The following is a 2143-nucleotide window of genomic DNA, read 5'->3' on the forward strand; positions in this document are numbered from 1 at the left end:
TTTTAGTGCCGAATCAACGTTAGGGTGTGGTTGGCGGTTACGATAAAATAAAGAATGCAGAAGAAAAACTGCATAGTGCTGAACAGGCATTCTATACGCAATGCAGTGTTCTGACCGAGATGAAACAGATCACAGATGAGTACAACCGTTCGATCAGAGAAAATGACTCATCTCAGCCTATAACAAGGGAAATCGTTCTTGCGATGATCGACAGCATTATTATATATGACGAAAAAACAATGGAGATAAAATTTACCTTTGACGACATCGGCAGACGTGCTTTTGAATACATTGAGGAACATAAGATAGATATAACCTGATACTTATACAAAAATAATCCCCGGTGGGTCGCTTTCCTGAATCTGGAAGGTTACCTGCCGGGGATTTTTTTAGGCTTTTACTATTTTACATTTTTTCTTATAGCAGGCTATACCGTATTTGTATATGGTCTGAACTTCGTCATCTTCAAGAATCTCAGAATAATTCATCCTTTCGATTTGTGCCAAAGCCTCTGTGCAGCCTCTGTCCATATTGTCATCTTCGCCGTATTTAACTTCGATAATTATACCAATCTCATCATCAGGAATTTTTATAACAATATCGCTGTATCCATCACCTGATTCAACGTTTGACTTTACGATCCAGTCATCTCTGTAAGAGAGCAGACCGAGGAGAATTCTATGGTAAAAGTTTTCTTTCTTTGAAGCTTTTACATAGGTATCACGAATGCTGATCGTTTTTTTGAGAAAAACAGTGAACAACCTTTGAGCTTCTTCAGCATTACCATCTGCAAATGTCTGACAAAATGCATTTAATGTTGATGTATCTTTCCTGCTGATTTCCTTGAACCACTGGTATATCTGTTTTTGGAAGATTTTTCTTATTTCGAGATTTGGTATAGCTAATTCATATTTGTCATCTTCCAGCTGATTACGCTTAGTAAGATATCCGGTCATAAAAAGTGTGCTCCAGACATTCTCTATTGAGGAGTACAATTCAGAGTATGTCAGTTCCTGATGAATCTCTTTAACAACAGTATTCCCTGCAATAAGTGATTCGATTTCAGATTTTGTGGTCGTATTTGCCATTTCAATAAATTTACGGATGATATCGTTTCCGCTTGAATTTATCCAGAAAGCCTGCGGTGACTTATCCGATTCGACCTGAAGGCGTTTGCAGTAATTCAGAACGTCCCACGGACAATAAATTTCATTATTTCCGAATGAGTAGCCATCGTACCAGTCTTTAGTTGTTGAATAGTAGTCCGATACACCGTAATATTCCAACATTTCTTTTACTTCATCATCTGTAAACCCAAAGTATCTTGAAAACAGATCGTCGGTTATTGTAAACATAGAAAAATTATTTATTCCTGTGAAAATGCTCTCTTTTGATATTCTCAGACAACCTGTTAAAACTGCAAATTCTATATTTCCGTTAGTTTTTAAAGCTTCACCGAGAAAGACTCTTATAAAGCTTACCATGTCATCATAGTAGCCGTTCAGAAATGCTTTATCCAAAGGAACATCATACTCATCAACTAACAATATTACTTTCTGATTATGATGTTTGTTCAACAGACGTGTAAGAGTGCGGAGAGAATTTTCCAAGTCACCTGTGTTTAATGACATACTTCTTATTCTGTTGAATTGATCTATTTCTACTGAATCAAGAATATTACTATCTGCTAAATAGCTATGACGTTGGTATTCTTCTGCCATAAGCTGTTTGATCATGCTATATGCGTTTTCATAAGTAAAACCGGTTGCACCTTTTAAACTGATGAAAATCACAGGATATTTATTTTGATATTTTTTGCATATATCAGTATACTTGCTGATTGCAAGTCCGTTAAACAGTGTTGAATTCTGTCCAATTTCAAAAAATGTTTTCAGCATGTCTATGGTTAATGTTTTGCCGAATCGCCGAGGTCGAGTGAAGAGATTTACATCACTATGATTAATAAGCAAATCTGAAATCATTTCCGTCTTATCTACATAATACATCTCATTATTACGGAGTTTCTCAAAATTCTCGACGCCAATTGGCATCATTTTTCTTTCTAAACTCATAGTAGAACTCCTTTCGTAATTTTTATTGTATATATGTAACTATTCAGTCCCCAAAGCAAGCTGTCCATGGA

Annotated in this window: 2 protein-coding genes; one reads left to right on the forward strand and one right to left on the reverse strand. The window is 35.9% G+C overall.

Annotated elements, in window-relative coordinates; genetic code table 11:
* The first annotated feature begins 26 nt into the window (after positions 1-26).
* Positions 27-320, forward strand: coding sequence for a hypothetical protein (locus tag QZL66_RS02995; protein ID WP_293601801.1), 294 nt, complete (start codon positions 27-29; stop codon positions 318-320).
* A 69-nt stretch (positions 321-389) separates the two neighbouring features.
* On the opposite strand, the gene QZL66_RS03000 is transcribed toward QZL66_RS02995, so the two are convergent.
* Positions 390-2072 carry an AAA family ATPase gene (locus QZL66_RS03000; RefSeq protein WP_022410285.1) on the reverse strand — a complete coding sequence of 561 codons (1683 nt, stop codon included), beginning with the start codon at positions 2070-2072 and terminating at the stop codon, positions 390-392.
* Positions 2073-2143: the final 71 nt, after the last annotated feature.

Origin of the sequence: Ruminococcus sp. CAG:330 (genome assembly GCF_000437175.1) — a bacterium.
Taxonomy (GTDB): domain Bacteria; phylum Bacillota; class Clostridia; order Oscillospirales; family Ruminococcaceae; genus Ruminococcus_C.

What these genes read in the sequence shown, in the direction of transcription:
- QZL66_RS03000 (WP_022410285.1), bottom strand. Translation starts at nt 2,072, where the DNA reads ATGAGTTTAGAAAGAAAAATGATGCCAATTGGCGTCGAGAATTTTGAG.